Below are 24,573 nucleotides of genomic sequence, written 5' to 3'. Positions count from 1 at the left end.
GTGCCCGCGTAAGGTAATATTGCGGCAGAATGCAGTGGAATGACTCCAGGAAAAGGTTGGAATGTGCTTGAAACAGTGAATGACGTTTGCATCGACGCCGCTTGCGGTCGGACCTTGCCGCTGCGCGTGGTGTACTGTCCGTTTTGCGGCGCGCGCCAGGTGGCGCAAGCGCCTGTTCTGGAGAAGGTAGTGGCGCCGCCGTCGGTGCCGCGCATGCCGCCGCCGGTGTTCACGCCGCAAGCCGTGCCGCAACCCGCGCCTCAGCCAGCTTCCGCTCCCCAGCCCGTCGCGCCGCTGGCTGCCGCACCGGCCAAGGCGCCGCCCGCCAAACCTGCCGGCAGGGGTTCGGTGCCGCCGCCACGCCCGCCCGTGCGCTTGCGCACGTGGATCGCGGCGGCCGTGGTGCTGACCGGTATCTGGTTTTATAACAAGCCGGCCGACAAGCCGGCCAGCGTGGCGGAACAGGTCGAGGCCGCCACTGCATTGGCGGCGCAGTGCGACCTGGACGGGGCGCGCAGCGCGCTGGCCGTGCTGAAAAGCGCCAAGGCGCCCGCCGCGCAGATCAAACGTTTACAGGCGAGCATCAGCAAGTCCGCCGCCGCGTGCGACAGGCAACAGCAGCGGGCGCAGGCGTGGACGGCGCTGCAAGGCAGCTTCCAGCAGGCGCTCGATGCGGGCAAGCCGGAGCTGGCCGCCGCGCGCCTGGCCGCCTACGTGAAGCGCTGGGGCGACGATCCCGACACCCTGGAACTCGACGCCAAGGTGAAAGTGGCGCAAGCCAGCGCCCAGCTCGACCTGGCCGACGCCTGCCTGGCCAAGGGCGACCGGGTCTGCCTGGAAAACAGCCTGCTCGCCGCCGAGCGCTACAAGCGCCCGGAACTGGCGGCGCGCACGCAGGCGCTGCGCGCGGCCTTGTCGCAATTGCTCGAGCGCTCGCTGCTCGATGCGGCCCCGGGCCAGTAGCGCCAACATATAAAACGCCCGCCGCGGCCAGGCCGGGCGGGCGCGTTTTACTCAGCCCTACTCTTGCGGCAGCAGCGCCAGCGCCGCGCTGAAGTCGCCCATCGGCTTGCCGCCGTTGGCCACCAGCGCCTTGTCGCGCGTGCTCAGGCCGTCGAGCACGGGCAGGGCGAAGCGGTGCGTGATCGCGCGCAGGATCGAGGCCGAATCGTATTGCGTATGGTCGACCAGGCCCTTTTTCACGTACGGCGAGACAAGGATGGCCGGCACGCGCGTGCCCGGACCCCAGCGGTCGCCTTTCGGCGGCGCGGCGTGGTCGTAGAAGCCGCCGTTTTCATCGTAGGTAACGATGACCAGCATGTTCTTCCACTGCGGACTTTTCTTCAGCTGGGCGATGACGCTGGCGATGTGCGCGTCGCCGCCGGCCACGCTGGCGTAGCCCGCATGCTGGTTCAAATTGCCCTGCGGCTTGTAGAACGTCACGGGCGGCAACTTGCCGGCGCCCGCGTCGGCCAGGAACTGGCTGTCGAAGTCGCGCAGGTGGGCGGCGCGGTAGGCGGGCGCCTTCACGGGGTCCATGTTGGCAAAATAGTTAAACGGCTGGTGGTGGAACTGGAAGTTCGGCGGATTCGGGAAGCTGCCGGCGCGCGCGCTGGCCGTGGCCAGGGCCGTCGTGTCCTTCCAGGCGCCCGCATACCAGGCCCAGTCGATATTTTTTCCTGAGAGCAAGTCGCCGATATTCGTCTGCGTCTGCGGCGGCAGCGTGTTGGCCTTGCCCGTGTCCGCATACAGCTTGCTGCTGTCGGCCGATGCCGGGGCGTTGCTGCTGGGCTGGAACGGCGGCTGCATGGTGTTGACGGCGTAGAACATGCCCGTGCTGTCTGCCGGCGTCAGCGCGCCGTCGTTGGCGTAGGCGGGCGCGCCGTTCAGGACCGTGGTCGGCGCCGTGGCGGACGGCGTCAGGCGCACGAAGTTGCCGTTGGCGTCGACATCGATCTTCGCGATCGAGCCTTTCGCCACCGAGGTGTCGGCGTTCGGATACGTGGGCGCGCAGGCGCAGATCAGATACTGGTGCGTGAGGAAGGAGCCGCCGAAGGCGCCGATGAACAGGTTGTCGGCCAGCGCATATTGTTTGGCGATGTCCCACAGCTGCATCTTGCTGCCGTCGTAGTAACCCATGGACAGGCCGCCCGCATCGGAATACGCGGCGAATTTGTCGTTGGCGCCGCCGTTGATCTGCATCTGGTTGTTATAGAAACGGTGCACGAGGTCGCGCGTGATCACCGATTGCGGCAGGTACAGAGGGCTGTTGGCATCGTCGATCTGGAACGGCTTGTTCGGCAGGTTGGCCGATTGCGCCTGCGTGATGACGGTGCTCTGGCCGGCCGCCGTCATGCCGCCCCAGGTGGGCGGCAGCACGGGCAGGGTGCTGCCGTCAAAGTCTTTCTGCGGCACATAGGCTGAAGTCGACGTGGGATTGACGCCCGGCACGCCGTTGGCGCCCGGGAAGAGGCCGTACAGATTGTCGAAGCCGCGGTTTTCCGCGTAGATGACGACGATGGTCTGGATATTGTTCAGCGCCAGGGCGCCGTTCAGGGCGGCCAGCGCATCGGCCGGCGCCGCCTGCGCGCTGGCGCTGGCGATCAGGGCCGTCACGCTGGCGTTTTCCGCCTTGAGCTTTGCCAGCTCGTCGCCGCCGGCCTTGTTGAAGTCGGACGCCAGGCCCGCTTCGGACACGCCCAGGCGCGCGGCCAGCTTGCTGCTGGCGGCCGCAAAGTCGCCGCCGTTGCCATCCATGACTTGCGCCAGTTCCGTCGACAGCGCGCTGACGAAGGCGCCGTGCCCTGCGGGAGCGCGCAGCAGCAGTTTTTGCGTGACCTTGCTGCCCGCGTCGCCGATGGCTTCATGGCGGATGGCGTCCGTGCCGACGGTCACCAGCACGGCGCCCTGGCCGTCGAGCGTGTAGCTGCCGTCGGCGGCCGTGCGCACCGTTGGCGAGCCGCTGTCGCACGTCAGTTTGGCCGTGGCGCTTTCCAGGCATACCTGGGCGTTTTCATAGTAGCTGCCGATCACCTGGCCCGTGGTGCTGGGCGTGATCGCATAGTTGCTGCCGCAGGCGGCCAGGCCCAGCGACAGCAAGATTGGCAGAGGACGTAAGACGGGAGCTAAGGTAATGCTGGCGTGCGGTTTCATTGTTCATGCCTTCTGGGTGGAAAACGTCGCATGCTAGGCAGGCAATATGTCAGCTGCGTGACATGTCAGCGCCTGTTACATGACGTAATGTACGGACTTGATACATTACGTTTTGCAGGGGCTTGTCACGCAGCGGTCACATACCGTTGCTACGCTGCCAGCCCATGATGAAAACGAACCCCTCACTGCTGCTTGCCTTTGTAGCCGCCTGCCTGCTGGCCGCCTGCCATCCGGCAGCGGAAAAGGAAGCCGCAGCCAAGCCCGCCTATTTGTCCGGCGCGTACGCGCCCACCCTGCCACGCCAGCCTTCCGTGGCCCAGATGACCGCCATGGGCCGCGCCATGTTTTTCGCGCCCAGCCTGTCCGTGTCGGGGAAGATGTCGTGCGCCAGCTGCCACAGTCCCGAGCACGCGTATGGCCCGCCGAACGGGCTGGCGGTGCAGCTGGGTGGCCCGGAACTGAAGGACGCGGGCACGCGCGCGGCGCCCTCGCTGCGTTACCTGCAGACCGCGCCGGCCTTTACCGAGCACTATCACGACGACGATGGCGACGACAGCGTCGATGCGGGCCCCACGGGCGGGCGCAACTGGGATGGCCGCGCCCAGTCCGGCCATGAGCAGGCGCTGGCGCCGTTGCTCTCCAAACGCGAGATGGGCAACCGCGACGCGGCGGCCGTCGTCGCCAAATTGCGCGCCGGCCCCCTGGCGTCGCAGTTCCGCCAGACGTATGGCGCCGATATCTTCGAGCAGCCGGGCCAGGCGCTGCGCTGGGCGCTGATGTCGCTGGAAGTATTCCAGGAAAGCCCGGCCGACTTCTATCCGTACACGAGCAAGTATGACGCCGTCTTGCGCAAGCAGGCCGTTTTGAGTCCGCAGGAAGCGCGCGGCCTGGCCCTGTTCAACGATGAGCGCAAGGGCAATTGCGCGTCCTGCCACATCAGCCAAATCTCGTCCGGCGGCGCCTTTCCCCAATTTACCGATTACGGCTTGATCAATATCGGCGTGCCGCGCAATGGCAAGCTGCCGGCCAACGCGGACCCGGCGTTTTTCGACATGGGATTGTGCGGCCCGGATCGCACCGACTTAATGGAACACAAGGAATATTGCGGCAGCTTCAAGACGCCGACCCTGCGCAATGTCGCCCTGCGCAAGGTGTTTTTCCACAACGGCAGTTTTGACAGTCTGGAGCAGGTGCTGCGCTTTTACGTGCAGCGCGATACGTCGCCGCAAAAATGGTATCCGGCAGATCGAAACGGCAAGGTGCGCAAATACGACGATTTGCCGCCGGGGCTGGAGGCGAACGTGAACGTGGAAGCGCCGTTCGACCGCCAGCCGGGCCAGGCGCCGGCCCTGAACGAAGCGGAGATCGCCGACGTGATCGCCTTCCTGCATACCTTGACGGATGGCTATCGGCCGGCCCCTGCGGCACACTGAACGCATGCCAAAAAAATATCAAGATACCATTGCTTACAACTACGCTACAAAAGCCCTGTTTTTATGTGCGTTAGCGCACGCTAGAAAATTTTAGGCAGGTGTATATTGCGAACTGATCTGTGTCTTTTGATAACAATGAAAGGGAATATCATGAAAGTAAGCAAAAATTGGATGACCGTGTGCGCCGCCGGCATGATGGTTGTGGCACTGGCTGCCTGCCAGAAGAAGAGCGATGTCGCCGCCGGTCCTGCGGAACAAGCTGGCCAGAAGATCGATGCGGCCGCTGCCAAGGCTGAAGCCGACATCAAGGCCGCGGCTACCAAAGCTGACGCCGCCGTGAGCCAGGCCGCTTCCGAGACGGGCGCCAAGATGGACCAGGTCGCCGCTGACGCCGACAAGAAAATGAGCGAAGCGGCCGATGCCGTCGGCAAGAAAGTGGAAAAAGCCGGTGAAAAGATGCAGGACGCCGCGCACAAGTAATCGCCGTCATCACCGCGCCAGGACCAGCTAACGCCGGTCCGGTTCCCGCGGCTGTCGTCAGGTGACGGCAGCTGCGGCAACGCCATGGCCCGCTTGGCCGCCTGGCGTCAACGTCTGCGTTCCCGTCGTCTCCGTCCTGTCCGCCTCGTCCGTCCCCCCCAGCACCACGCTCAAATCGACAAAGCCGTCGCGCCACGCGCGTTCCAGGTCTTGCTCCACCGCTTCCAGGGTCGTTCTTTCCACATGATGAAAACCGCGCAAGCCATACGCCCGGTTGCGCCCGTGCGCCTTGGCCAGGTACAGCGCCATGTCGATCAGGTTGACGCTGCGTTCCCAGGTGAGCGGCCGTCCCAGCAGCGCCAGCGGATAGGGCGCAAAGCCCACGGACACGTGCACGGCGATGGTCTGTCCCTGGTAGTCGATGCTTTGCGCCGCCATGCCGTTCAGGATGCGCCGCGCGATCTCGTCGAGCCCGTCGCGCGCGACGGCCGGCAGAAAGGCAAGGAATTCCTCGCCGCCCCAGCGCACGATCATGTCCGTTTCGCGCAACACGTCGTGCAGGGTTTCGGCGATCGTCGTCAGCACCAGGTCGCCCGCCGCATGGCCGTAAGCGTCGTTGATGTGCTTGAAGTGGTCGACGTCGAGCAGGAACAGCGCGCCCACGACATCGTCGCCGGCATAGGAGGGTTGCGGCTTGCCCGCATGGCTGCGCATGAATTCCTGGAAATGGCGGCGGTTGTACAGGGCCGTCAGCGGGTCGCGCGAACTCTGGCGCTTGAGTTCCTGGTTTTTCACCTTCAGCTGCACGTTCGCATGGCGCACCTTGCGGTACAGCAAGCCAACGATGGTGGACGCCATGGCCAGTACCAGCGCCAGCAGCCACCACACGCGCTGCTGCAGGCGGCGGTTGTCGATTTCGGTGCTCTTGAGCTGATTTTCGCGGCTCAGCAGCTCGATCTGGCGCTGTTTCTTTTCCGCCTCATACTTTTCTTGCAGTTCATACACGGCCTTTTGCCGCTGCTTTTCGAACAGCTGGTTGGAAATGCCGCGCTCGCGGTGGTACGCGGTGACGGCGCCGCGCAGGTCGCCCGCCTTTTCCAGCGCCATGCCGTATTCCAGCAGCACGGCCTGCATTTCCGGCTGGTTGGCCGTGCGTTCGTAGTAGGCCAGGCCCGTGGCCACGCTTTGCTTGCCTTCCTGCAGCCGTCCCTGGCCGATCAGCGCCTGGCCGATGTTCAGCCGCGCCGTCGCCTCCACCTGTTCATCGTTGACGAGGCTCGCCGCCGTGATCGCTTCATTGGCATAGCGCAAGGCGCGCGCGTAGTCGCCTTCCTTGAGATAGCTGTCCGACAGGTTGACGAGGGTGACGGCCACCATGCCGCGCGCGCCCAGCTGGCGTTCCAGCGCCAGGGCCGCCAGCAGGGCGCGCTGGCCCCGCTGCGGCTGCTGCGCGTCGAGCGCCAGCCCGTATTCCGTATTCTTTGCCTGCGCCATGCGGCCCGGTGACGCCAGTCTCGCGGAGACTGCCAGCAACTCGTCGAGCACCTCGAAGCCCTTGTCGTATTCGCGCATCTGCGTGTACAGCAGGGTGAGGGCATTCAGGGCGGCGGCCAGGCTGGACGGGGATTTGCTCTGGCGTGCCAGGTCGACGGCTGCCTGCAGCTTGGCCAGCGCAAACGGAAAATTGCCTTCCTCGGCCCACGACTGGCCCGCGCTGATGGTCGCTTGCACGCGCACGGGCAAGTCGTCCGTGCCATTGGCGATCTTTTCCGCCTCAAAGGCCAGCAGGTGCGAGGCACGGCGCTCGTTGCGGGCAAACGTGATGTAGGCCTTGTTGAGCATGCCTTTTGCCAACGCCACGTCGCTCTTGTTCATGCGGGCGTAGGCGATCAGTTCCTCGGCCAGCTGCATGGCGATGTCATTCTGCCCCAGGCGCATGCGGGCGTTGCTCAGTTGGGTAAGGAATTCTGCGCGCACGGGCAGGGGAGCGCTGCGCGCCTGCGTTTCGACTTCCTGCAGGCGCTGCAGCGCGCGCGCGGGCACGTAGCGGCCATCGTCGCGCACGGCGGCAAGATACTGCTCAAGGTCGCCGACCTGGGCGTGTGCGGCAGGCGGCAGCAAGCAGGCCAATACCAGCAGCCAATGCGCCTTTCGCCATGATACCCGTCTCTGTCTGCCTGCCAACGTCCCGCTCCCGCAATGACCACCTGTCTGTAACAGATTATATTCTGTTGCAATCAAGAAATATCATGCGGTGCGCGGAAATTTGCGAAAGTGCACACTTTGGCTGTGCGTCAGCGCAGGGGCAGGGCGGCCGGGGCTGGTCCGCTGCCCTTCAGGCGGAAGATGGCGACGGCCGCGATCAGGGCTTGCGCCTGTTCCTGCAGGCTTTCGGCAGCGGCGGCCGCCTGCTCGACCAGGGCGGCGTTCTGTTGCGTGATGTTGTCCATCTGCGTGACCGCCTGGTTGACCTCGCTGATTCCCGCGCTTTGCTCGTGGCTGGCGCTGGTGATTTCGCTCATGATGGCGGCCACCTTCTGGATCGATTCCACCACCAGCGCCATGGTGCGCCCCGCCTCGTCGACGAGCTTGCTGCCCGCGTCAACCCGCTCCACGGAGGCGCCGATCAAGGTCTTGATTTCCTGGGCGGCGGCAGCGCTGCGGTGTGCCAGGCTGCGCACCTCGCCGGCGACGACGGCGAAGCCGCGCCCCTGTTCGCCTGCCCGCGCCGCCTCGACGGCCGCGTTCAAGGCCAGGATGTTGGTCTGGAAGGCGATGCCGTCGATGACGCCGATGATATCGGCGATCTGGCTCGAACTTTCCTTGATCGCGCCCATCGTGCTGACCACCTGGGCGACGACGGCGCCGCCCTGCACGGCGACGGCCGAGGCGGTGGCGGCCAGCTGGTTCGCCTCGCCGGCGTTGCTGGCGTTTTGCCGCACCGTCGCCGTCAGCGTTTCCATCGAGCTGGCCGTCTCTTCGAGGGAACTGGCTTGCGCTTCCGTGCGCGCCGACAGGTCCGCATTGCCCAGCGCGATTTCGTGCGTGGCCACCGACATTTCGCCGGTGCCGCTGCGGATGTCGCCGATCAGCCCCGTCAGGTTGGCGTTAATGGTGTTCATCGCATGCAGCAGCACCCCGATTTCATCGGCTCGTTCGATGACGGCGTCGATGCTCAGGTCGCCGCCGGCGATCAGCTGCGCCGTGGCGATCGCCTGGTCCAGGCTGCGCTTGATGTGGCGGTACACGAGGAACAGGCACAGCAGCGAGACCATGACGGACACCAGCAGCACGCCGACCGTCACGGAGTAGGCCGCCATGGTGCCGCTCATCGCCGTCTGCACGGCTGCGCTCGTGCGCTGGTCGAGCAGCGTGAGGAATTCATTCACCGGCTGCATGATCTTCGCCTTGTTGCTGTGGTATGCGGCATCGTGCATGATGGTGCGGGCCATTTCCAGGTCCGGCGGCCCGGTTTTGGTGAAGTTGCCGTTGCCGTCGTCGAAGCGGCCCTTGACGGCGTTCATGGCGATCACTTCGGTCTTGACCAGGCCGTCCGAATTGGCCTGGGCTTCGCGCAGCTTGGCGAATTCCTGCTCGCTGAAGCCGGCCTTGCGCATCAGTTCTGCCAGCGGCACGGCGGGTCCCGTCGATGCGGGCACGGGCACGCCTGCCGCCACGAAGTCCCAGTAAATGCGCTCGTAATGGGCTGGGCGCGGCTTCTTGCCGTTGCGGATGTCGAGGATGTCCAGGTATTGCTGTTCGTACCTGGCGTCGCCGGTGACGACGTAGGTGCGGGCCAGCCGGGTCAGGTCGTCCGAGCTTTGCCGCAGCTCGTCGGCCAGCAGGTAGGACTGGTAGCGCGTTTCAGTGACGCGGTTTGCCTCGGCCTGCTTGCCCGCCACGCGGAACAGCGCCCACAGGCTGATGACGGAGAGCGCCAGGCTGAGCAGAAAAATGGCGGCAAAGATATTCCTGATCGACAGTTTGCTGCGCATGGTATCCCCCGGAAGTGTGGTTGGGGCCGTTGGCGCTGCCCGCCAGATGAATATACTCCCGTCTGTACGGCATTTTTAATGCCGTACAGAAAAAAAGTGGCGCTATGCAACGGCGCCCCATGGCTATCACATTGCCAGTTGCTGCAGCAGGTAGAGGCGCTGGTACAGGCCGCCTTCGATCTGCATCAGTTCCTCGTGCGCTCCCGCTTCCGTGATGCGGCCGTGATTGAGCACGATGATACGGTCCGCTTCGCGGATGGTCGACAGGCGGTGGGCGATGGCGATGATGGTGACCTTGCCGCGCAATTCATTGAGGGCCAGCTGCACGATCTGCTCCGTCTGGCTATCGATGCGCGAGGTCGCTTCGTCGAGCAGCAAAATGCGCGGCTGGCCGGCCAGCGCGCGGGCGATCGCGATCAGCTGCTTCTGCCCCGACGACAGGCGCGAGCCGCCTTCGCCCAGCTGCGTGTCGTAGCCTTGTTCCAGCGCCGCGATGAAGTCGTGCGCATGCGCGGCGCGCGCGGCCGTCTCGATCTGCTGCTGCGTGTAGCCGCGGCCCATGTCGATGTTTTCGCGCGCCGAGGCGGCCAGCAGGAAGGGGTCTTGCGGCACCAGGCCCACATCGGCGCGGAAGTGCTCGTTGTCGATGCTGTCGAGGGCCACGCCGTTGATGGCGATGCTGCCCTGCGTGACGGGGTAGAAGCGCAGCAGCAGCGACAGCAGGGTCGACTTGCCGCTGCCCGTGTGGCCGACGATGCCGAAGAAGGCGCCCTGCGGAATCGTCAGCGACAGGTCGTGCAGCACCGGCTGGTTTTCCACGTAGGCGAAGGTCAGGCGCGAAATGTCCACGGCGGGCACGTCGCTGTCCGCTTGCGCATGCCGCAGGGTCGGGGTTTCCCTGCCTTGGGTGTGCTCGAGCGCCTGCGCTTCGTCCAGCAGGGCCGAGACGCGCGCCGTGGCCACCACCGACTGCTGCAGCTGGCTGAATTGCATGGTGATCTGGATCAGCGGCTCGATCACGCGCGCGATGTAGCTGATGAACGCGTACAGCACGCCCACTTCCACGGCGCCCATCTCGCGCCGGCCGAAGCTGAAGATGACGACGGCCAGCAGCACGATATTGAGCATGTCGAGCGCGGGGCGCAGCAGCCAGGCGTTGGCGCGCAATTCCTGCATGCGCGCCGTGTAGTGGTCCTGATTGATGCCCGTGAAGCGCGCGCCGAAGCGCTTTTCCGCGTTATTCGCCTGCAGCACGCTCATGCCGCCGATCGATTCGGCGATCTGGCCATTGATCTCGCTGCGCAGGGCGCGCGCGCGCGTGACGGCCGGCGCGCTCCAGCGCTGGTACAGGAAGACGATGAGCAGCACGGCCGGCAGCAGGGCCAGCACGATCAGCATCAATCGCCAGTCGAGGAAAGCCATGGCGGCCATGGTGCCGACCAGGACGATGGAGCTGTCGAGGATGACGAACAGCACCTGCACGTACAGCGATTTCACCGCTTCCGTGTCGTTGGTGACGCGGCTGACCAGCTGGCCCGTGATGGCGCGGTCGAAAAAACTCATCGGCAGGCGCAGCACGTGCTGGTACACGGTCTCGCGCAGGCGCTGCACCGAGCGCATGGCCAGGCCGGACAGGCGCACCAGCTGCAGATAGCGCAGGCCGGACGCGACCCAGCCCGTGAGCAGGCAGCCGCCCAGCAGCAGCGACATGCGCGTCCAGTCCAGGTGGCGCGGCAGCAGATGCTGGTCGATCAGGGCCTTGCCCAGGATCGGTCCCGTCACTTCCAGCGCGGCGGCGATAATCAGCCAGAACGTGGCCCAGTATAAATGGCGCAGGTCGGGCGCGGCGGCGCGGCGCAGCAGGCCGACGGCTTGCGCGGCCTGGCGGCGCACGGATGACGTGGCGGTGGTGGCGTGGTCGTTCTTAGATGGCATCGAGGCTGGCCTCCAGTTGTTGATAGCGCCACTGGCTGGCGTACCAGCCGTCGCGCTGCATCAGCGCGTCGTGGTTGCCCGTTTCCGTGACGTGGCCGTCGCGCAGCACCAGGATCAGGTCCGCGTTGACGACGGCGCTCAGGCGGTGGCTGGCGATGATGGCGCTGCGTTCGGGGCGGCGCGCGCGCAGTTCCTCCAGGTGCTGCAGGATGCGCGTTTCCGTGCCCGTGTCGACGGCGGACAGCGCATCGTCCAATAACAGCAAGCCGTTGTCGGCCAGCAGGGCGCGGGCAATCGCCACGCGCTGGCGCTGGCCGCCGGACAGGGTGATGCCCTTTTCGCCCACGTGGGTGGCATAGCCTTCGGGGAACTGCAGGATGTCCGCATGGATGTCGGCCAGCCGCGCCGCCCGTTCCACTTCCTCGCGCGTGGCGCCGGGACGCGCCAGGGCGATATTGTCGGCGATGCTGGCGGAAAATAAAAAGGATTCCTGCGGCACCCAGCTGATGGCCGCGCGCAGCGCGTGCAGGGTGTAGGCGTCCAGCGTCTGGCCGTTCCACGCGGCCGTGCCCGATTGCGGCGTCACCTGGCGCAGCAGCACGCGCAGCAGGGTCGACTTGCCGCTGCCCGTGGGGCCGACCAGGCCCAGGGTCTGGCCCGGCAGCAGGCGCAGCGAAATGCCGGACAGCGCCGGCATCGTCTGGCCCGCATACGCAAAGCCGACGTCCTGCAACTGCAGGGGGCCGGGCGTCAGCGTATCGATCGTGCCATGGTCGTCGATGGCCAGCGGCGCGTCGAGCATCGGCTGCAGGCGCTGCCAGGCGGCGCGGCCCCGCTCGATCAATGACAGCACCCAGCCGGCGGCGAACATGGGCCAGATCAGCTGGCCCAGGTACATGGAAAAGCTCGTCAGCGCGCCGATGGTCAGCTGGTCTTGCCATACGAGGTAGCCGCCCAGGCCCAGGGTCAGCGCCGTGGCCGCCGTCAGGGTCAGGCCGACGGCCGGTTCATACGCCGCTTCCCAGCGCTGCGCCGTCAGGCTGGCGTTGGCCGCGTGGCCTGCCAGGGTGGAGAACTGCTTGCTGCTGCGCTCTTCCAGGCCCAGCGCGCGCAGGGTGCGCACGCCCGACAGCGATTCCTGCACATGGTCGTTCAGCGCCGAAAAGCGTTGCAGCGAATCCGTCGACGCCGTGTGGATATGGCTGGAAATGCGCCAGAAGGCCAGTCCCATCAGGGGGAAGGGCAAGAGGGCGATGCAGGCCAGGCGCCAGTCCACGCCCAGCAGCATGATGCCGAGCACCATCAGCAAGGTCAATGTGCCGTCGAAGCCGGCCAGCATGGCTTCGCCGGCGGCCATTTCGATGGCGTCGATGTCATTCGTCGCCAGCGCCATCAGGTCGCCCGTGCGCTGGTGCTGGTAGAACGACGCCCCCTGCTGCGACATGCGCGTATAGAAGCGCGTGCGCAGCATCACGCCCAGCTGGTAGGCGGCCTTGAACAGGGTGATGCGCCAGCCCACGCGCAGGAAATAGATGACGACGCCGACGGCGAGCAGGGTCAGCAGCTCAAGCCACAGTTCGGCCGCCGTCATGCGGTGCGCGGCCAGCGCGTCGATGATGGCGCCCACGCGGCGCGGGATCCAGACGGTCAGTGTTGCCACGCCGGTCAGCATGACGGCAGCGGCGGCATACGCCGGCCAATGCTGACGCACGAAGCCGGCGATGAGCCTCGATAAACTCATGGTTACCTTTTGTTTTTGAGTAATGGGGTGTCGCGGGGCGGAAGGGCGGGCACGCGGACGGAAAGTACGCGTAGGATACAACAAGGCGGGAAAGCGCGCTGTGGACGAGCACGCAAAAAACGGGCCGTAGCCCGTTGTTTTGCTGCGTCAGTGCCGTGCGCGCGGCTTACTTGCGGCCGCTGCCTTTGCCGCCGCCCAGCATGTCGAGCTGTTTCGATGGCGTGCCCTTGGGCGCCGCCTTGGCTGCCGGCGCAGCGGATTGCTTCACGGCGGCCTTGGCCACGGTCTTGCTGGCTGTGCTGGCCGGCTTGGCGGCCGGTTTGCTGGGCGAAAATGACTTCGCGGCCGGCTTGGCCGGTGCCGGCGCGGCGGCTTTCGCTGGCGCGGCGGCGTGTGCCGGTGCGGGCTTGGCCGCTTCAGGCTTGGCCGCCGGCTTGGCGTCGGCCGCTTTCACGGCGTGCTTGTCGGTGGCTTGCTCGGCAGCCTTCGCAGGCGCTGCCTCTGGTTTGGCGGCCGGCGCGGGCGTCGCCTTGGCGGCCGGCTTGGCCACTTCCGCAGGCTTGCTCACTTCCGCAGGCTTGGCGGCAACAGGGGCAGGTACCGCTGCCGGCGCTGGTGCAGGCGCTGCGGCTGGTGCGGCGACGGCCAGCGCTGGCTTGGCCGGAGCCAAGGCGGGCGGCGTTGCGGCGGCTGGCGCGGCCGCATCGAGGCGGGCCTGGGCCGAGGCCAGCAATTCAGTCTGGGTGCTCGAGGCGATGCCGAACAGCTGGCGGCTATAGGCCAGCACGCTTTCGATATTCGGCCGCGCCTGGCTGCTGCTGTAGCTGAAGAAGTCGCGCGGGTCCTGCGTGACCAGCAACTGCTGCGCCGTCTCCGCCGTCTGCGACAGGGCGGCCTTGCCTGCGTTGAGGTTCAGGGCGATGATTTTCTCGGCGCTTTCAAAGACTTTGCTGGTGAGGGTACTGAAGATTTGCAGCTGGCTTTCCAGTTGCGACTTGGCGGCGCTGGAAATGTGTTCTGGAAGCGGAAACATATTTAACTCCTTTGTACGGATTAAAATGCTGGCAAAACGCTTTGCAAATCCCGAAAACCAGAGTTGGCCGCGTTTTGTAAAGTGGGTAGCGTGCTGATTAGCCGATCATAGACTTTTTATGATGCAACGCAATATGAATATTCTAGCGGTGATTCGAGTTAGTTGAAAGTTATTTTCTTAGGAGCGTGCGCGTGCCGTATTCACGCGTCCGGCAGCATTTGCACGAAGTTTGCGCGCGCGCAAGGCGTTGCCAGTCAATCTATGGCTATACCTTTGCCAGCAGCGCTATTTTTGCACTGCAGCATGCGTAAAATATATATACTATGACAAGTAACTGGAAGCACCACGCACCGTCGTCAAGCAAAGGAGTGTCCGCATGGACCTAGTCATCCGCAATGCCAGCCTGCCCGACGGGCGCCGCGCCATCGATATCGCCATCGAGGGCGGCCGCATTGCCGCCGTCGGCCCCGCCTTGCCCGTGACGGGCGCGCAAGAGATCGACGCCGCCGGCGACCTCGTCACGCCGCCCTTCGTCGACGCCCACTTCCATATGGACGCCACGCTCAGTTACGGCCTGCCGCGCGTCAACGCCTCCGGCACCTTGCTTGAAGGCATCGCCCTGTGGGGGGAGCTGAAACCGCAGCTGACGCAGGACGCGCTGGTCGAACGCGCGCTGCAGTATTGCGACTGGGCCGTGGCGCGCGGCTTGCTGGCCATCCGCTCGCACGTGGATATCTGCGACCCGCGCCTGCTGGCCGTCGAAGCGCTGCTCGACGTCAAGCGGCAAGTGGCGCCGTATCTCGACCTGCAACTGGTGGCCTTTCCGCAGGACGGCATCCTGCGCAGTCCCGGCGCCTTCGACAATTTGAAGCGCGCGATTGCCATGGGCGTCGACGTGGTGGGCGGCATCCCGCATTTCGAGCGCACCATGGCCGATGGCGCCGAATCCGTGCGCCTGCTGTGCGAATTCGCCTGCGAGCGTGGGCTGATGGTCGACATGCATTGCGACGAATCGGACGACCCCTTGTCGCGCCATATCGAAACCCTGGCCTTCCACAGCCAGCGCCTTGGCATGCAGGGCAGGGTGACGGGGTCGCACCTGACCTCCATGCATTCGATGGACAATTATTATGTGAGCAAACTGCTGCCGCTGATCCGCGAGGCGGGCGTGGCGGCCATTGCGAACCCCCTCATCAACATCACCCTGCAGGCGCGCCACGATACGTATCCGAAGCGGCGCGGCATGACGCGCGTGCCCGAGATGCTGGCCGCCGGCATCCCTGTCGCCTTTGGCCACGACTGCGTGATGGACCCGTGGTACAGCCTCGGTTCCGGCGACATGCTGGAGGTGGCGCACATGGGCTTGCACGTGGCGCAGATGACGGGCCAGCAAGCGATGCACGAGTGCTTCCTGGCCGTGACGCAAACGCCGGCGCGCATCCTGGGCCTGGACGGCTACGGCATCGCGCCCGGCTGCCATGCGGACTTGCTGATCCTCGATTGCGGCTCCACGGTGGAAGCGCTGCGCCTGCGCGCGGCGCGGCGCCTGGTGCTGCGGCGCGGGAAAGTCGTCAGCGAGGCGCCGCGCGCGCAATCGCGCCTGCACCTGCCGGGACGGCCCGAGAGTGTGAACTTCCGCCTGGGGCGCTGATACAATCAGCCATCACTTGTTATCGGGAGCACCGACTTGAAAGAAATTGATATCCGCCCGGCCAACGAAGCCGATTTCGACGCCATGTGGCCGATCTTCCAGACCTTGGTCGCCGGCGGCGACACCTATCCCTTCCCCGCCGAGACCACGCGCGAAGAGTGCCACGCCTACTGGTTCGGTCCCGGCGTGCAAAGCTTCGTCGCCGTGATGGGCAGCGAGCGGCTGCTGGGCATGTACAGGCTGGTGGCGAACCAGCCGGGCCATGGCTCGCACGTGGCCAATGCCTCGTTCATGGTCGATCCCGCCGCGCAAGGCGTGGGCGTGGGCCGCCTGCTGGGCGTGCACTGCATGGAAGAGGCGCGCCGCGCGGGCTACCTGGCGATGCAGTTCAACTTCGTCGTCAGCACCAACCTGGCCGCCGTCACGCTGTGGAAAAAACTGGGCTTTACGGTGGTCGCCACCTTGCCGCTGGCCTACCGCCACGCGCAGCTCGGCTATGTCGACGCCTACGTGATGTACCAGCTGCTGACCGACCCGATGCAGTGGCCAGCATGAGCGCCGCCATGACTGAAGCGGTGACCGTCATCGAGACGCCCCGCTTGCGCCTGCGCACCGCCACCCCGGACGATGCGGCCTTCTACATGGAACTGGTCAACGACCCGTCGTGGATCGCCAACATCGGCCAGCGCAACATCCACACGCTGGACGCGGCCCGCGCCGCGCTGGAGTCGGGACCGATGGCGCAGTTCCGCGAACACGGTTATTCGCTGTACATCGTCGAGCGCCGCAGCGACGGCGCGCCTGTCGGCATGGCCGGCCTGGTGCGCCGCGACAGCCTGCCCGGTCCCGATATCGGCTATGCCGTGCGTCCCGCCTACTGGGGCCAGGGCTATGCCTGGGAGGCGGCGGCCGCCATCGTGCGGCATGCACAGCACGTGCTGCGCCTGCCCACCCTGTACGGCATCACTTCGCTGCAGAACCAGGCATCGATCAATCTGCTCAACAAGCTGGGGCTGCGCTTCGAGCGCTTTACGCGCCGCCAGCCGGATGGCAAGGATACGAATGTCTACCGCCTCGATTTTCGCCTGGATTGACGCGGCAAATCCGTATCGGAAAAGTGAAAAAAAGTATTTAGAAAGCGGCGTCTTTTGTAGTGGTGGCGCGCAGTCTTTGTTTTTATAGTTGGCATACCGGTGGAAGACCGCCGGACTATAAAAACTGGAGACTCGTGATGAAAATCGTTACTGCTATTGCATGGGGCGGCGTCATGTCCGCCGCCTGCGCGTCGATGCCGGCGGCATCGGCGCAAAGCTGCTCGGTGCCCGTCCTCAAGGTGCTGGCGCAAAAAAGCCTGGGCCTGACCGTGATGGAAAAGACCCTGGCCGAGTATGAAAAGAAAAACGGCACCAAGGTGCAGATCAGCTATTTCGGCGAAAACGACCGCCGCTCCAAGGCCAGGCTCGACGCTTCCACCAAGGCCGGCTCCTACCAGATCTATTACATCGACGAAGCCAACGTGGCTGAATTTGCCACGGCCGGCTGGGTCCTCCCCCTGCTCAAATACCTGCCCAAGGATGCCGACTACGACGACTTCCTGCCGGGCCGCCGCGCCGTCGCCTCATACAAGGGCGTGGCGTATTTCGCGCCCCTGATCGGCGGCAGCGACTTCCTGTTCTACCGCCGCGACCTGCTGGAAAAGGCCGGCATCGCCGTGCCGAAGACGCTCGACGAACTGGTCGCCGCCGTGAAAAAACTCAATTCCCCGCCGAACGTGTACGGCTGGGCGGCGCGCGGCCAGCGGGGCTCGGGCATGAATGTGTGGCGCTGGGCGCCGTTCATGCTGGCCGCCGGCGGCAAGTGGGAAAACAATGGCGTGCCCACCTTCAATTCGCCCCAGGCAGTGAAAGCCACTACCCTGTACCGCGAGCTGTTCAAGTATTCGCCGCCCGGTGGCGCCACCTATGACTGGAGCAACGCGCTCGAAGCATTCAGGTCGGGCAAGGTGGCGTTCATGATCGAATCGACGCCGTTCGCCGACTGGATGGAAGACCCGAAAAAGTCTTCGGTGGTCGACAAGGTGGGCTATGTGCGCCCGCCCGCGCCGCTCGCGTCGGCCGCGTATGGCCACGGCCTGGCCATCTCCGCCACGGGGGCGAAGGATGAATGCACGCGCCAGGCGGCCGGCAAGTTCATCGCCTGGGCCACGGGCAAGGAGCAGGAACAGGCGCGCCTGAAGGACAACGTCTTCAGCGACTACAACCGCAGCAGCACCATCGCCAGCGAGTACTTCCGCAAGCACGTCAAGCCGCAGATCCAGGCGGGCCTGACGGACACCACGCCCGTCTCGCGCGTCACCATCTGGCCCAGCCCCGAGTGGCCGGACATCGGCGACAACCTCGGCGTAGTTTTGGAGGAAGTGTTTACGGGCACGCGCGGCGACGTGCAGAGCGCGCTCGATGAGGCCAATGAGTATGCGACGGAAGTGATGCAGCGGGCGAGCAAACGAAAGTAAGCCGCAGTAAGCCGCCTGCCGTGTCGCCGCCGCCCATCAAGGCGGCGGCCAGCTTCCCTGTACTTGACAGTCCGTTGCGAGAGTCTCTCCCATGTCGCATTCCATCCGTAAACAACGCCATACCTGGCTGCCGGCCGTCTTTTTGACGCTGCCGCTGCTGGTCCTGCTGATCCTGGGCCTGGTGCCCAGCATCGCCGCCATCAACCTGGCGCTGCAAAACCGCGTGCTGCGCTACAGCGACAGCGACTATGTCGGCTTTGCCAATTTCATCCGCCTGTTCGGCGACCGCCGCTTCCTCAATGCCGTGCAGGTGTCGGCCGTCTGGGAAGTCGTCACCGTGGCCGGCTCGCTGCTCGTCGGCGTGCTGCTGGCCGTGTTCCTGTTCGAGAAAGTCAAGGGACGCACGCGTGATCTTCTCGCGCTGCTGCTGATCGTGCCCGTGCTGCTGCCGCGCGTCTCGGCGGCCTTCATCTGGAAGTTCATGTATTCGCCGCTGATGGGCATTTTGAACTGGCTGCTCGACTGCGTGGGCCTGGGCGGCAGCGCCTTGCTGGCCGATCCCGCCACGGCACTGTATGCGGTGGCGCTGGTCGACATCTGGCAGTGGGGTCTGTTCTTCGGCGCCGTCATCCTGAAGCTGCTCGAAACGCTGCCGGCCGAACCGCTGGAAGCGGCGCGCCTCGATTACGCCGGCACGCTCCAGGTGTATGCGTATATCGCGCTGCCGATGCTCAAGGTCCCCATCATGAGCCTGGTGTTCATCAAGATGGTCGAGTCGCTGCGCTCGTTCGACCTGATCTACGTGATGACCAAGGGCGGTCCCGGCATCTCCACCGAAACGCTGGACATGTACGCGTACGCGCAAGGCATCGGCCTGATGGGCAAGGTGTCGTACGCGTCCAGCATGGCCGTGCTGATGATGCTGGCCACCACCGTAATTTTCACTCTCCTCTGGAAGCGGGTCGCCAAATGGGAAAACTGACGCTCTCTCGCGGCTTCGGTGCCGTCACCACCACCGCCATCACCACCGTGATTATCCTGGTGGCGCTGTTCCCCATCCTGTGGGCCGTGCTCAATTCCTTCAAGGAGCTGATGGATATCGTCACGCCCGTGCCGCGCTTTTTCTTCAGCCCGACCCTGGCCAACTACCGGCAGGTGCTGGCCAGCCCGGAAGTGCTGACGGGGCTGGGCAACAGCGTGGCCATCGTCGGCGTGGCCGTGTTGCTGGGCGCCGTGCTCGGTGTGCCGGCCGCGTATGCGATCGCCCGCTATCCGGTCCCGGCCAAGAAGGATATCCAGTTCTTCCTGCTGTCCCTGCGCTTTTTGCCGCCGGTGGCCGTCGCCATTCCGCTGATCTCGATCTGGATCGACCTGGGCCTGTACGACTCGCGATTGTCGATGGTGGTGACGTATCTGCTGGTGACCCTGTCGACCATCATCTGGCTATCGATTCCCGCGTTTGCCCGTATCCCGAAGGAGATCGAGGAAGCGGCCGCGCTCGACGGCTACGGCCCTTACCAGGTGTTCTGGCACGTGGCCCTGCCGGTAGCGTCGAAGACCCTGATGGGCGGCATCGTCTTCAGCTTCGTGCTGGTCTGGAATGAACTGATGATCGCGCTGGCGCTCACCTCGTCGAAAAGCATGACTCTGCCCGTGGTGGCGTCGGCGTTTACCTCGATGGGCCAGGAAGTGCCGTGGGGCGTGGTGAACGCTTCCACCGTGCTGCTGGCGCTGCCGCCGCTGCTGTTCGTCGGCATCCTGGGACGGCTGCTCAACTCCATGCTCAAACATAAATAAGGAATTCATCATGCAAGCACTCGTTTTGGAACAGGCGGAAAAAATCACCTTGCGCGACATCGACGTACCGCTCGTCGTCGGCCCGCGCGACGTGAAGATCAAGATTCATACTGTCGGCATCTGCGGCAGCGACGTGCACTATTTTAAACATGGCAAGATCGGCCCCTTCGCCGTCGAAGCGCCGATGGTGCTCGGTCACGAAGCGTCCGGCGTGGTGGCGGAAGCAGGCGACGAGGTGACACATTTGAAAGTGGGCGACCGCGTCTGCATGGAGCCGGGCGTGCCGCAGTTCGATTCGCCGGCCACCATGCGCGGCCTGTACAACCTCGACCCGGCCGTGCGCTTCTGGGCCACGCCGCCCATCCACGGCTGCCTCACGCCGTACGTGGTGCATCCTGCCGCGTTTACCTTCAAGCTGCCCGACAACGTCAGCTTCGGCGAAGGCGCCATCGTCGAGCCGCTGGCCATCGGCCTGCAGGCGGCCAAGAAGGCGGCCATCAAGCCGGGCGACGTGGCCGTGGTGATCGGCGCCGGCACCATCGGCGCGATGACTGCGCTGGCGGCGCTGGCGGGCGGCTGCTCGCGCGTGATCCTGGCCGACCTGGTGCCGGAAAAGCTGGCCCTCTTCGCCGATAACGCCGCCGTGACCACGGTCGACGTGCGCCAGGCCAGCCTGGCCGACGCGGTGCGCGCGCTGACGGATGGCTGGGGCGCCGACATCGTTTTCGAGGCCAGCGGCAGCATGCGCGCCTACGACCACATCGTCGACTTGCTGTGCCCGAACGGCTGCCTGGTGCTGGTCGGCATGCCGTCCGAAAATGTCCCTTTCGATATCGTCGCCATCCAGGCCAAGGAAGCGCGCATCGAGTCCGTGTTTCGCTACGCGAACATCTTCCCGCGCGCCATTGCCTTGCTCGCCTCGGGCAAGATCGACGTGAAACCGTTCATTTCGCGCACCTTCGGCTTTGCCGACGGCGTGCAGGCGTTCGAGGAAGCGGCCAAAGGCCACCCGCGCGACGTCAAGATCCAAATTGAACTGGCAGGAGACTGATCATGGCAAACATCGCCTGCAGGCAGCTGCACAAGACCTATGACCAGAAGACGGCCGTGCTGCAGCCGTTCGACTTGGAGATCGCCGACGGCGAATTCATCGTCCTGCTGGGGCCTTCGGGCTGCGGCAAGTCGACCCTGCTGCGCATGATCGCGGGCCTGGAAGACATCAGCGGCGGCGAGCTGCACATCGGCGGCGCCATCGTCAACGACTTGCCGCCACGCGCGCGCAACGTGGCGATGGTGTTCCAGAACTACGCGCTGTATCCGCACATGACGGTGTACGACAATATCGCCTTTGGCCTGCGCCGCCTGAAGGTGCCGCACGACGAGATCGAGCGCCGCGTGCGCGAGGTGGCGGCCATCCTCAGTCTGGACAGCCTGCTCGAGCGCAAGCCGCGCGCCATGTCGGGCGGCCAGCAGCAGCGCACGGCCATCGCGCGCGCCATGATCAAGACGCCGCAGGTGTTCCTGTTCGACGAACCGCTGTCGAATTTGGATGCCAAGCTGCGTGCGCAGCTGCGCGCCGACATCAAGCGCTTGCACCGGCGCCTGCGCACCACCACCCTGTATGTCACGCACGACCAGCTGGAAGCGATGACCCTGGCCGACCGCGTGGTGCTGATGAAGGGCGGGCATATCGAACAGATCGGCACGCCGGCGGAACTGTACAACCATCCGCGCACCCTGTTCGCGGCTGGCTTCATCGGCACGCCGGCCATGAACTTCATTGATGGCGTCATCGAAAAAGAGGGTGGACACACGCTGCTCGCGTGCGCCGGCTACCGCTGGTCATTGACGTCGCCCTGCTTCGCGGCTTTGCCGGCAGGCGCGCGCGTGGTCTTCGGCCTGCGTCCGAACCACTTGCGCGCGGCGCAAGTGCAGGCACAAACGCAGCAGCCGGCCGGCACGCATGGCCTGGCGTGCGTGATCGACCTGGTCGAGCTGCTGGGGGCCGAAGCGCTGATCAGCTTCCAGTGCGGCGCCTTGAGCCTGTCCGCCCTGCTGCCGGCGCATGCGGCCCACAGCGTGGCGCAGGTGGGGCAGACCCTGGCGCTGGCCTTCGACGAAGAACACATGCACCTGTTCGACGCCGACAGCGGGCTGGCCGTGGCGGTCAGTGGTCACTAAGTGGTGACTAAGTGGTTAGAATAGCTGGCAACGAGAACGCGCAAGGGAACTGCCGTGACGCCTGACCTGGAACTGATCCACAAACCGATCCACGAATCGTTTCGCGCGTGGGCGCACGGCTTTCCGCACACCGTGGCGAAATGGCATTTTCACCCCGAGTACGAACTGCACTTCATCATCACGTCGAACGGCAAATTTTTTATCGGCGACCATATCGGCAGTTACGGGGCGGGCAATCTGATCTTGACGGGGCCGAACCTGCCGCACAACTGGGTCAGCGAACTGCCGGAAGGCGTGGTGCTGCCCGAGCGCGACCTGGTGCTGCAGTTTTCCGGCGACTTCATCGAACGCTGCGCGCTGCTGTTTCCGGAAATGGCGCCCCTGAAAGCTCTGCTGGGCGAGGCCGCCAGGGGCTTGCAATTTCCCGATGCGCTGGGCCTGCGCCTGGTGCCGCTGATGAAGGAATTGACGACGGCGCAGGGCTTGCGCCGCGTCGAACTGTTTACGCGCCTGTTCGGCGAACTGTGCGGCTGCCGAGAGCGGCGGCCCCTGGCCAGCGTCAGCTACCTGGCGCAGGCGGGCCGCTACATGTCGTCGACCATCAACCTGGTGCTGGCCTACATCAAGCAGAACATCACGCTCGATTTTTGCGAGCAGGACGTGGCCGACGTGGCGGAGATGAATACCTTGAAATTCACGCGTTTCTTCCGCAAGCATACGGGCACTTCGTTCATTCAATACGTGAACCAGGAGCGCATCGCGCTGGCCTGCGAGCTGCTGATGAACACGGACATGAAGGTCACCGATATCTGCTACCGCACGGGATTCAACAACCTTTCCAATTTCAACCGCCAGTTTTTGGCGCACAAGCAGATGTCGCCGTCGAAATTCCGCTCCTGCCTGCTGATGAACATGCCCGAGCCGTCCGGCGACGGCCATCCTTAACTCTCTTTTGGAATCAAATGACTTATCTCGGTATCGATATCGGCACTTCCGAAGTCAAGGCCATCCTCACCGATGACGCGCAGACCATCCTTGCCAGCAGCGGCGTGACCCTGCGCGTCTCCAGCCCCCATCCCGGCTGGTCGGAGCAGAATCCCGAAGACTGGTGGCATGCCACCCTGGACGTCATCGCCGCCATCCGCGCCGCGCAGCCGGTGGCGTTTTCCGGCTTGCGCGGCATCGCCCTGTCGGGCCAGATGCATGGCGCCACCCTGCTCGACAAGCAGCAGCACGTGCTGCGCGCGGCCATGCTGTGGAACGACACGCGCGCCTTTGCCGAATGCGTGGAACTCGAGGCGCTGGTGCCCGAGTCGCGCGCCATCACGGGCAACCAGGCCATGCCCGGTTTCACGGCGCCCAAGCTGCTGTGGCTGCAAAAGTACGAGCCGTCGCTGTTCCGCGCCACGGCCAAGGTCCTGCTGCCCAAGGATTACGTGGCCCTGCGCCTGACGGGAGAATATGTGTCCGACATGTCCGACGCTTCCGGCACCCTGTGGCTGGACGTGGCCAGGCGCGACTGGTCCGAGCGCATGCTGGCGGCCACTGGCCTCACGCGCGAGCACATGCCGCGCCTGGTGGAAGGCAGCCATGCCGCCGCGCAGGTGCGCCCCTCGCTGTGCCAGGAATGGGGCATCGCGCATGCGGTGGTGCTGGCCGGCGGCGCGGGCGACAACGCGGCCGCCGCCGTCGGCCTGGGCGTGGTGGAGCCGGGCGCCGGCCTGCTGTCGCTGGGGACCTCGGGCGTGCTGTTCGCGGGCAGCGACGGCTTCGCGCCCAATCCGGGCCAGGGCGTGCATGCGTTCTGCCATTGCCTGCCCGAGCGCTGGCACCAGATGAGCGTGATCCTCAGCGCGGCGTCCAGCCTCAGCTGGGTGGCGCGGCTGACGCAGTCGAACGACATCGGCGAATTGGCGACGCTGGCGGAAAACGTCGAGGCGCGCACGGCACCCGTCTTCCTGCCGTATTTGAGCGGCGAGCGCACGCCGCACAACGACGCCACGGCGCGCGGCGTGTTTTTTGGTTTGTCGACGGAGCACGGGCGCGCGGAACTGGCCTACAGCGTGATGGAAGGCGTGGCCTTTGCCATGGCCGACGGCAATGCGGCCTTGCGCAGCGCCGGCACGCAGCTGGAAGAAGCGTCGTTCGTGGGCGGCGGTTCGCGCAGCCGCTTCTGGGCCCAGCTGTGCGCGAATGCCTCGGGCTTGCACGTGCTGCGCCACGACCACGGCGTGGCCGGCGGCACCCTGGGCGCGGCGCGCCTGGCGCAGATGGCGGTGACGGGCTTGCCGCCCGCGCAGGTGTGCACGCGCCCGGCCGTGCAGGAAACGGTGGCGCCGCAGGCGTCCGGCGTGCTGGACGAACGCCTGGCACGTTACCGGCGTTTGTACCCGCTGCTGCGCGAAGAGTTCGCGGGCGCGGCGGCGGCGCGCTGACGGGGGCCGGCAAGATTGCCTGCCGGACCATGCTGCGGGTGCGGGAATATGGCCAGACAGTCAATCTTCCCGTGTAATTTGTTGTTTCTATGTTGAAAGTGTTTCTCTAGCGAAAGCGCTGCTTGGTTTTTCACGGGCCCCGCCGCATGATTTGTGTATTCGGTGAGAATTGGATAGATTTGGCGGCGTCTTTGTTGCCATCCTGTTCTTGCCGCCGGGAGAAACAC

The 24,573-nt window shown here is 65.2% G+C and carries 19 protein-coding genes; 13 read left to right on the top strand and 6 right to left on the bottom strand.

Going from position 1 to position 24,573, the window contains the following annotated elements; genetic code table 11:
* The first annotated feature begins 75 nt into the window (after positions 1-75).
* Positions 76-963: a hypothetical protein gene (locus CBW66_RS19510; protein WP_139841683.1), complete on the top strand. Its 888-nt coding sequence runs from the start codon at positions 76-78 to the stop codon at positions 961-963.
* 57 nt (positions 964-1,020) lie between these two features.
* Here the strand turns inward: CBW66_RS19510 and acpA are convergent, their stop codons facing one another.
* Positions 1,021-3,153: an acid phosphatase gene (gene acpA, locus CBW66_RS19505; RefSeq protein WP_230492051.1), complete on the bottom strand. Its 2,133-nt coding sequence runs from the start codon at positions 3,151-3,153 to the stop codon at positions 1,021-1,023.
* A 167-nt stretch (positions 3,154-3,320) separates the two neighbouring features.
* Between acpA and CBW66_RS19500 the strand changes: the two genes are divergently transcribed.
* Together CBW66_RS19500 and CBW66_RS19495 are read left to right on the top strand one after the other, a co-directional pair.
* The gene (locus tag CBW66_RS19500) at positions 3,321-4,586 is read left to right on the top strand and encodes a cytochrome-c peroxidase (protein WP_086138988.1); all 1,266 of its coding nucleotides are present in this window, start codon (positions 3,321-3,323) and stop codon (positions 4,584-4,586) included.
* A gap of 150 nt (positions 4,587-4,736) precedes the next feature.
* Positions 4,737-5,066 carry a hypothetical protein gene (locus tag CBW66_RS19495; protein ID WP_086138952.1) on the top strand — a complete coding sequence of 110 codons (330 nt, stop codon included), beginning with the start codon at positions 4,737-4,739 and terminating at the stop codon, positions 5,064-5,066.
* A 57-nt stretch (positions 5,067-5,123) separates the two neighbouring features.
* On the opposite strand, the gene CBW66_RS19490 is transcribed toward CBW66_RS19495, so the two are convergent.
* The 5 genes from CBW66_RS19490 to CBW66_RS29710 form a co-directional block, all read right to left on the bottom strand.
* Positions 5,124-7,187, bottom strand: coding sequence for a tetratricopeptide repeat-containing diguanylate cyclase (locus tag CBW66_RS19490; RefSeq protein WP_329957610.1), 2,064 nt, complete (start codon positions 7,185-7,187; stop codon positions 5,124-5,126).
* A 173-nt stretch (positions 7,188-7,360) separates the two neighbouring features.
* Entirely contained in the window at positions 7,361-9,061 is a 1,701-nt protein-coding gene (locus tag CBW66_RS19485; RefSeq protein ID WP_086138951.1) for a methyl-accepting chemotaxis protein, read from the bottom strand.
* Positions 9,062-9,187: 126 nt separating this feature from the next.
* Complete coding sequence (locus CBW66_RS19480; protein WP_086138950.1) at positions 9,188-10,996, bottom strand: ABC transporter ATP-binding protein; 1,809 nt, start codon at positions 10,994-10,996, stop codon at positions 9,188-9,190.
* The gene (locus tag CBW66_RS19475) at positions 10,986-12,737 is read right to left on the bottom strand and encodes an ABC transporter ATP-binding protein (protein WP_086138949.1); all 1,752 of its coding nucleotides are present in this window, start codon (positions 12,735-12,737) and stop codon (positions 10,986-10,988) included. Before CBW66_RS19475 ends, CBW66_RS19480 begins: the two co-directional genes overlap by 11 nt.
* A 166-nt stretch (positions 12,738-12,903) precedes the next feature.
* Positions 12,904-13,770 (bottom strand): phasin family protein, encoded by an 867-nt coding sequence (locus tag CBW66_RS29710; RefSeq protein ID WP_086138948.1) that lies wholly within the window; start codon positions 13,768-13,770, stop codon positions 12,904-12,906.
* A 376-nt stretch (positions 13,771-14,146) separates the two neighbouring features.
* Between CBW66_RS29710 and CBW66_RS19465 the strand changes: the two genes are divergently transcribed.
* The 10 genes from CBW66_RS19465 to xylB all read left to right on the top strand — a co-directional run bounded on the left by CBW66_RS19465 (position 14,147) and on the right by xylB (position 24,346).
* Positions 14,147-15,421, top strand: coding sequence for an amidohydrolase family protein (locus CBW66_RS19465; protein WP_086138947.1), 1,275 nt, complete (start codon positions 14,147-14,149; stop codon positions 15,419-15,421).
* A 36-nt stretch (positions 15,422-15,457) separates the two neighbouring features.
* Complete coding sequence (locus CBW66_RS19460) at positions 15,458-15,976, top strand: GNAT family N-acetyltransferase (protein WP_086138946.1); 519 nt, start codon at positions 15,458-15,460, stop codon at positions 15,974-15,976.
* A gap of 8 nt (positions 15,977-15,984) precedes the next feature.
* Complete coding sequence (locus CBW66_RS19455; RefSeq protein ID WP_230492052.1) at positions 15,985-16,515, top strand: GNAT family N-acetyltransferase; 531 nt, start codon at positions 15,985-15,987, stop codon at positions 16,513-16,515.
* 137 nt (positions 16,516-16,652) lie between these two features.
* Positions 16,653-17,933 carry a sugar ABC transporter substrate-binding protein gene (locus CBW66_RS19450; RefSeq protein WP_086138945.1) on the top strand — a complete coding sequence of 427 codons (1,281 nt, stop codon included), beginning with the start codon at positions 16,653-16,655 and terminating at the stop codon, positions 17,931-17,933.
* A 91-nt stretch (positions 17,934-18,024) separates the two neighbouring features.
* Complete coding sequence (locus CBW66_RS19445) at positions 18,025-18,915, top strand: carbohydrate ABC transporter permease (protein ID WP_086138944.1); 891 nt, start codon at positions 18,025-18,027, stop codon at positions 18,913-18,915.
* The gene (locus tag CBW66_RS19440) at positions 18,903-19,730 is read left to right on the top strand and encodes a carbohydrate ABC transporter permease (RefSeq protein WP_086138943.1); all 828 of its coding nucleotides are present in this window, start codon (positions 18,903-18,905) and stop codon (positions 19,728-19,730) included. Before CBW66_RS19445 ends, CBW66_RS19440 begins: the two co-directional genes overlap by 13 nt.
* 10 nt (positions 19,731-19,740) lie before the next feature.
* Positions 19,741-20,781, top strand: coding sequence for an NAD(P)-dependent alcohol dehydrogenase (locus CBW66_RS19435; protein ID WP_086138942.1), 1,041 nt, complete (start codon positions 19,741-19,743; stop codon positions 20,779-20,781).
* Between the two features lie 2 nt (positions 20,782-20,783).
* On the top strand, positions 20,784-21,911 hold the full coding sequence (locus tag CBW66_RS19430; protein ID WP_086138941.1) for an ABC transporter ATP-binding protein: 1,128 nt from the start codon (positions 20,784-20,786) through the stop codon (positions 21,909-21,911).
* A 54-nt stretch (positions 21,912-21,965) separates the two neighbouring features.
* Positions 21,966-22,856 (top strand): AraC family transcriptional regulator, encoded by an 891-nt coding sequence (locus CBW66_RS19425; RefSeq protein WP_086138940.1) that lies wholly within the window; start codon positions 21,966-21,968, stop codon positions 22,854-22,856.
* A 17-nt stretch (positions 22,857-22,873) separates the two neighbouring features.
* A complete protein-coding gene (gene xylB / locus CBW66_RS19420; protein WP_086138939.1) occupies positions 22,874-24,346 on the top strand; it encodes a xylulokinase in 1,473 nt (490 codons plus the stop codon).
* Positions 24,347-24,573: the final 227 nt, after the last annotated feature.

The organism is Janthinobacterium sp. GW456P, assembly GCF_002127655.1.
In the GTDB taxonomy this organism is placed as follows: domain Bacteria; phylum Pseudomonadota; class Gammaproteobacteria; order Burkholderiales; family Burkholderiaceae_D; genus Janthinobacterium.
This window is presented reverse-complemented; position numbering and strand designations above follow the sequence as displayed.

Bases quoted from the DNA above. Each gene is read 5' to 3' on its own strand.
- CBW66_RS19430 (WP_086138941.1), top strand. From the start codon at position 20,784: ATGGCAAACATCGCCTGCAGGCAGCTGCACAAGACCTATGACCAGAAG.
- CBW66_RS19495 (WP_086138952.1), top strand. From the start codon at position 4,737: ATGAAAGTAAGCAAAAATTGGATGACCGTGTGCGCCGCCGGCATGATG.
- CBW66_RS19450 (WP_086138945.1), top strand. From the start codon at position 16,653: ATGAAAATCGTTACTGCTATTGCATGGGGCGGCGTCATGTCCGCCGCC.
- CBW66_RS19485 (WP_086138951.1), bottom strand. From the start codon at position 9,061: ATGCGCAGCAAACTGTCGATCAGGAATATCTTTGCCGCCATTTTTCTG.
- CBW66_RS19500 (WP_086138988.1), top strand. From the start codon at position 3,321: ATGAAAACGAACCCCTCACTGCTGCTTGCCTTTGTAGCCGCCTGCCTG.
- CBW66_RS29710 (WP_086138948.1), bottom strand. From the start codon at position 13,770: ATGTTTCCGCTTCCAGAACACATTTCCAGCGCCGCCAAGTCGCAACTG.
- CBW66_RS19465 (WP_086138947.1), top strand. From the start codon at position 14,147: ATGGACCTAGTCATCCGCAATGCCAGCCTGCCCGACGGGCGCCGCGCC.
- CBW66_RS19435 (WP_086138942.1), top strand. From the start codon at position 19,741: ATGCAAGCACTCGTTTTGGAACAGGCGGAAAAAATCACCTTGCGCGAC.
- CBW66_RS19480 (WP_086138950.1), bottom strand. From the start codon at position 10,996: ATGCCATCTAAGAACGACCACGCCACCACCGCCACGTCATCCGTGCGC.
- acpA (WP_230492051.1), bottom strand. From the start codon at position 3,153: ATGAAACCGCACGCCAGCATTACCTTAGCTCCCGTCTTACGTCCTCTG.
- CBW66_RS19440 (WP_086138943.1), top strand. From the start codon at position 18,903: ATGGGAAAACTGACGCTCTCTCGCGGCTTCGGTGCCGTCACCACCACC.
- CBW66_RS19455 (WP_230492052.1), top strand. From the start codon at position 15,985: ATGACTGAAGCGGTGACCGTCATCGAGACGCCCCGCTTGCGCCTGCGC.
- CBW66_RS19445 (WP_086138944.1), top strand. From the start codon at position 18,025: ATGTCGCATTCCATCCGTAAACAACGCCATACCTGGCTGCCGGCCGTC.
- CBW66_RS19475 (WP_086138949.1), bottom strand. From the start codon at position 12,737: ATGAGTTTATCGAGGCTCATCGCCGGCTTCGTGCGTCAGCATTGGCCG.
- xylB (WP_086138939.1), top strand. From the start codon at position 22,874: ATGACTTATCTCGGTATCGATATCGGCACTTCCGAAGTCAAGGCCATC.